The organism is Burkholderia sp. Bp8998, from assembly GCF_003854235.1.
GTDB lineage: Bacteria > Pseudomonadota > Gammaproteobacteria > Burkholderiales > Burkholderiaceae > Burkholderia.
On the sequence record NZ_QTQF01000024.1, the window covers coordinates 126609 to 132608 of the forward strand.

The following is a 6000-nucleotide window of genomic DNA, read 5'->3' on the forward strand; positions in this document are numbered from 1 at the left end:
TCGATCCGCTCGGCGTCATCGTGGCTTTTGTCTGACGTTTGAATCGCGTACAGACCACACAGCAAGCACAAGCGGGCGCAAACCCGACTGCACCGGCATTGATGCTGTCGGAACGATCAGGCGCGAACTCCGAGTTCAACCATCGCCGTCTCGTTCGCCAACGGCTTTCTTGCGGCCGTCGGCGCGCGGCCCGAAGTCACGCGAGCTATCTGGCAGCGGGCGGGATCATGCGCGGTCTGCGTGGCGAGGCGGCGGCGCCCGTTGCCGCGGAGCTATGCGAAGGAACGTATACAGAGCCGGCCCCCGCGCGCCGGAGGTCTGGAACAAAAGTCGTCGCGGCATTCGAGCGTGGAATGACGCTACTATGCCGACTCATTCTCCGCATGCGTTTCGCTACAATTCCAACGTGTCGCCAAAAGATACCCGATATGAACCGTTACGTTAGTCTTCCTGATTTTGCGGATCCGGACACGATCGACCGGCCGGCCGTATCGCTGCGCATGCACGTCGACGAGCATGCTGCCGAAATCCCGGTTCACAAACATCGGAAGGGGCAACTGGTGCTGGCGTTGCACGGCGCCGTAACCTGTCAGGTCGCGGGCGCCTTCTGGATCGTCCCGCCGCAATGCGGTGTCTGGATTCCCGGCGACATGCCGCACAGCAACCATGCGACGCCCAATGCCCGGCTTTGCTATCTGTTTGCGGAGCCCGGTATCGTCGACTTGCCGACGGATTGCTGCACGCTGTCGATTTCGCCGATGGTGCGGGAAATGATCCTGCATCTGGCCGGAGCGCCGCTGGACTACGAGCAGGGCGGCCATACCGACCGGCTTGCGCGCGTGCTGTTGCACGAGCTGACGCTGATGCCGGTCGAGCGCCTCTATCTGCCGGTGACGGATCATCCGCGAATCCGGCAGATGGCCGACGCGTTGAACGCCAATCCCGGCGATCGCAGCACCGTCGCGCAATGGGCGAAACGTCTCGCAATGAGCGAGCGTTCGCTGGCGAGGCTCGTCGTCAGTGAAACGGGACTGACGTTTGGCCGCTGGCGGCAGCAGTTGCAACTGCTCGTTGCGGTGCGTGAGCTTGCCGGCGGCGCTACCGTGCAGCGTGTGTCGGACGAGCTCGGCTATGAGTCGGTCACCGCGTTCATCACGATGTTCAAGAAGGCCCTCGGGCATTCGCCAGGTCGCTACTTCGCCGCGCTGGCGCGTACGCAGTCGGACGCCGTACCCGTGTCGCCCGCTTCGACCGAGATGGACGACCGAGCGGATGGCCCGGCGGATGCGGCGGCGGACGTGTGAAATCGCGCGCGCGTCAGCACGTCGATGGACGCGCGGCGCGAGCGGTCGCAATGATACGGCCGCTTCCTTTCCGATGGCCGTTGTAATCGAACGCGCTTCCAGTCTCGACGCGCGTCGCGCCTGTTTTCTCGCCCAGGACTTGACCGTCCCGCACGCGACGTCGCCCGCGTCAAAAAGAAATGCTGTAGATCACGCATTTCGCAGAAGAGCGTGCAGCCGACACCGCTTCGGCAGCCCTGAATACGACCACACATTCTGCGGCATCCCCCGTAATCTTTGCGCACTCGCCACTGAATTCGCATTGCTCTTACGGAGTTGCAAGATGACCGACTTATCGACGGGGACACCCTCGATCCTTTCCCTGCATCAGACGAAAGTCGACGATGATCCACTCGAAACCGCCGAATGGCTCGACGCGCTCGATGGCGTGGTCCGGCATGCGGGTGCCGAGCGGGCGCAGTACCTGTTCGATCGGCTCGCGGCCCACGCTTCATCCAACGGTATCGCAACGGCGCGCCTGAATATCACGCCCTACGCGAACACGATTCCCGTCGATCAGCAGCCTCCGTATCCGGGCGATTTCGACATCGAAGAAAAGCTTGCCGCTGCGCTGCGCTGGAATGCGCTGGCCATGGTCGTGCGGGCCAATCGCGCGTACGGTGAGCTGGGCGGGCATATTGCCAGCTATGCGTCGGCGGCCGACCTGTTCGAAGTAGGCTTCAATCATTTCTTTCGCGGCCCGAACGATGGTCATGGCGGCGATCTCGTCTATTTTCAGCCTCATTCGGCGCCGGGCGTGTACGCGCGCGCTTATCTCGAAGGCTTTCTCGACGACACGCATCTCGAGCATTACCGGCAGGAAATCACCGGTGCGGGCCTGTGTTCCTATCCGCATCCATGGCTGATGCCGGATTTCTGGCAATTCCCGACCGGCTCGATGGGCATCGGGCCGATCAACGCGATCTACCAGGCGCGCTTCATGCGTTATCTGCAGAACCGCGGGCTGCAACGCACGGAAGGCCGCAAAGTGTGGGGCTATTTCGGCGATGGCGAAATGGACGAACCCGAGGCGATCGGCGCGCTTTCGCTGGCCGCGCGCGAGGGACTCGACAATCTCGTGTTCGTGATCAACTGCAATCTGCAGCGGCTCGACGGACCGGTGCGCAGCAATGGCCGCATCATCGACGAACTCGAAGCGCAGTTCACGGGGGCCGGCTGGAACGTCATCAAGGTGCTGTGGGGTTCGGACTGGGACGCGCTGTTCGCGCGGGATCGCACGGGGGCGCTGTTGCGCGCGTTCGCGCACACCGTGGACGGCCAGTTCCAGACTTTTTCCGCCAACGACGGCGCCTACAATCGCGAACGCTTTTTCGGTCAGAATGCCGAGCTGGCCGCGCTCGCCGCGCATCTGAGCAACGACGATATCGACCGCCTGCGGCGCGGCGGCCATGATGTTCGTAAATTGCACGCTGCGTACGAAAAGGCGTCGAAACACCGCGGGCAACCAACGGTCATTCTCGCGAAGACCATGAAGGGCTTCGGCATGGGCTCGATCGGCCAGGGGCGCATGACGACGCATCAGCAAAAGAAGCTCGACATCGACCAGTTGAAGGAGTTTCGCGACCGGTTTCGCCTGCCGCTCTCCGACACCGACGTCGAACAACTCAAGTTCTACAAGCCCGACGAAAGCAGTGCCGTCATGCAGTATCTGCACGCGCGCCGTGCAGCACTGGGTGGCTACCTTCCGCGACGGCGCGCAGCGGCATCGCACACGCCGGCCGTGCCCGCGATGTCGGCGTGGGGGCAATTCGCGCTCGACACCAACGACAAGGAAATGTCGACCACGATGGCGATCGTGCGCATGCTCGGCAACCTGTTGAAGGACGCCGAACTGGGGCCGCGTGTGGTGCCCGTCGTCGCCGACGAGGCGCGTACCTTCGGCATGGCCAATCTGTTCCGGCAAGTCGGTATCTATTCGCCGCTCGGCCAACTGTACGAGCCGGAAGACATGGGTTCGATGCTCTATTACCGTGAGGATACGCGCGGCCAGATTCTGGAAGAAGGCATCTCCGAGGCGGGGGCGGTGTCGTCGTGGATTGCCGCGGCAACGTCTTACAGCGTGCACGATCTGCCGATGCTGCCGTTTTATATCTACTACTCGATGTTCGGTTTCCAGCGTATCGGCGATCTGATCTGGGCGGCGGCGGACCAGCGCGCGCGCGGCTTCCTGATCGGCGCGACGGCCGGCAAGACGACGCTCGGCGGTGAAGGCCTGCAGCATCAGGACGGCACGAGCCATCTTGCGGCGTCGACGATACCGAACTGCCGTGCGTACGATCCGGCCTTTGCGTACGAAGTGGCGATGATCGTCGACGAAGGCATGCAGCAGATGATCGTGCGTCAGCGCGACCTGTTTTACTACTTGACCGTCACCAACGAAAACTACGCGCAACGTCCGTTGGCTGAAGCGGATGTCGATCGTGTCCGGCGCGGCGTGCTCAAGGGGATGTACGCGCTGGAGCCCGCGCAGGTCGAGATCGCGCAGGTCCAGTTGCTGGGCTCGGGCGCGATTCTCGGTGAAGTCCAGGCCGCGGCCCGGATGCTGAAGGACGACTGGCATATCGACGCGGCCGTCTGGAGCGTGACGAGCTTTACCGAATTGCATCGCGACGGCGTGTCCGTGGAGCGCGCGCAGCGGCTGCTGGAGCGTGGCGAGCCGGCGGTGCCCTACGTGACGGCCGCGCTGGGCGCCGCGCGTGGGCCGGTGATCGCCGCGACCGATTATGTGCGCGCCGTGCCGGAACTGATCCGTGCGTACGTGCCGTCCCGTTATGTCGTGCTCGGCACCGACGGCTTCGGGCGCAGCGATACGCGTGCGGCGTTGCGCGCGTTCTTCGAAGTGGATCGTGCGTCGATCGTGATCGCCGCGTTGAAGGCACTCGCCGACGATGGCCAGCTGGACCCGGGCATCGTGCGTCAGGCGATCGACCGATATGGGCGAATCGGAAGCGGGCTGATCGAACCCTGGCTTGTCTAGAACTCATTGACCGGTGTGCGCCATGAGAGTGGCGCGCGAATCGGCTGCTCGAAGGCTTCGCGCGTTCATCGGTCAATCGTGGGCAATCCGATCGAATCAAGTGCGTGCGGCCGGGTGTAGCGCGCGGCGCCGACTGTTGAAACGCTTGCTGTTGGAGACGAATGTGCAGGTGACACGAATTGAAGTGCCGGATATCGGCGATTACAAGAACATTCCGGTAATCGAGGTTATGGTGGAAGTAGGGCAACGGGTCGAGCAGGAGCAGTCGCTCGTCATGCTCGAATCGGATAAGGCGACGATGGATGTGCCCAGCCCGATCGCTGGGGTGATCAAGGAGTTGATGGTCGCGGTTGGCGACACGGTGTCGGAAGGGGCGCTGATCGCGCTGATCGAAAGTGAGGGGGAGCGGCGTGGTGGGGCGGTGCCGGTGCCTGCCGCCGCTGCTGCTGCGCACGATCTCACGCGGCCGGAAGCGGATGTCACGGCAGCGCCAATGCAAGTGCCCGCGCCCACGCCCGAACTGGAATCTGCGCCTGCGCCATTGCATCGCACCCCAGCGCGCGAAGGCGAGCTGCATCGAGACAGCCATGCGTCGCCGTCGGTCCGCAAGCTCGCGCGAGAACTGGGCGTCGAGATATCGCGCGTGCAGGGCACCGGTCCAAAGCAGCGCGTTACATCGGAAGACGTTACTGCGTTCGTCAGGAACGCGATGGCGACATCGCCTGGCACGCCAACAGTCTCGACGCCGCCCGTCTCGGCGAACGGAGCAGAGCTGGGCCTATTGCCGTGGCCGAAGGTAGATTTCGCGAAATTTGGCCCCGTCGATTCGCAGCCGCTGTCGCGCATCAAGAAGATATCCGGCGCGAACCTGCATCGCAACTGGGTGATGATCCCGCACGTCACGAACAACGACGAAGCAGACATCACCGAGCTCGAAGCACTGCGCGTGCAGCTGAACAAGGAACACGAGAAGGCGGGTGTGAAGTTCACGATGCTCGCATTCTTGATCAAGGCGGTCGTCGCCGCGCTGAAGAAGTTCCCGGCCTTCAATGCGAGCCTCGACGGTGACAACCTCGTGTTCAAGCAGTACTACCACGTCGGTTTCGCCGCCGATACGCCGAATGGGCTCGTCGTGCCCGTCATTCGAGATGCGGACAAGAAAGGCCTCGTCGATATCGCTAAAGAAATGACCGAGCTGTCGAAGGCCGCGCGCGACGGCAAGCTCAAGCCCGATCAGATGCAGGGTGGTTGCTTCTCGATCTCGTCGCTCGGCGGTGTCGGCGGCACGCATTTCACACCGCTCATCAACGCGCCAGAAGTGGCGATCCTCGGGGTGTCGCGCAGCGCGATGAAACCAGTGTGGGACGGCAAGCAGTTCGTGCCGCGGCTCATTCTTCCGCTCTCGCTGTCGTTTGATCACCGCGCAGTGGATGGCGCGGAAGCCGCGCGGTTCAATGCGTATCTCGGTGCGGTGCTTGGCGATTTTCGTCGCATCGTTCTTTGATGGGAAGAGGGCTCGCGGGGGCGTGGTTTTTTTCGGTCCGCATCCCCTTTCGTTGAACCTGTTGCGATTACGGTCTATTAGCGTCGCCCCTGCGCGGGGCGGCGGTCACTTTTCTTTGTCTTCCAAAGAAAAGTAACCAAAAGAAAGGCGCGTCC

General features: G+C 62.9%; 3 protein-coding genes. All 3 read left to right on the forward strand.

Features of this window, described 5'->3' with window-relative positions:
* Window positions 1-500: 500 nt before the first annotated feature.
* The 3 genes from DIE06_RS23340 to aceF all read left to right on the forward strand — a co-directional run bounded on the left by DIE06_RS23340 (window position 501) and on the right by aceF (window position 5845).
* Window positions 501-1304: a helix-turn-helix domain-containing protein gene (locus tag DIE06_RS23340; RefSeq protein ID WP_260433744.1), complete on the forward strand. Its 804-nt coding sequence runs from the start codon at window positions 501-503 to the stop codon at window positions 1302-1304.
* Window positions 1305-1626: 322 nt separating this feature from the next.
* Complete coding sequence (gene mdeB / locus DIE06_RS23345) at window positions 1627-4341, forward strand: alpha-ketoglutarate dehydrogenase (protein ID WP_124663375.1); 2715 nt, start codon at window positions 1627-1629, stop codon at window positions 4339-4341.
* 136 nt (window positions 4342-4477) lie between these two features.
* On the forward strand, window positions 4478-5845 hold the full coding sequence (gene aceF, locus DIE06_RS23350) for a dihydrolipoyllysine-residue acetyltransferase (RefSeq protein ID WP_260433745.1): 1368 nt from the start codon (window positions 4478-4480) through the stop codon (window positions 5843-5845).
* Window positions 5846-6000: the final 155 nt, after the last annotated feature.

Bases quoted from the DNA above. Each gene is read 5' to 3' on its own strand.
- DIE06_RS23340 (WP_260433744.1), top strand. From the start codon at position 501: ATGCACGTCGACGAGCATGCTGCCGAAATCCCGGTTCACAAACATCGG.
- mdeB (WP_124663375.1), top strand. From the start codon at position 1,627: ATGACCGACTTATCGACGGGGACACCCTCGATCCTTTCCCTGCATCAG.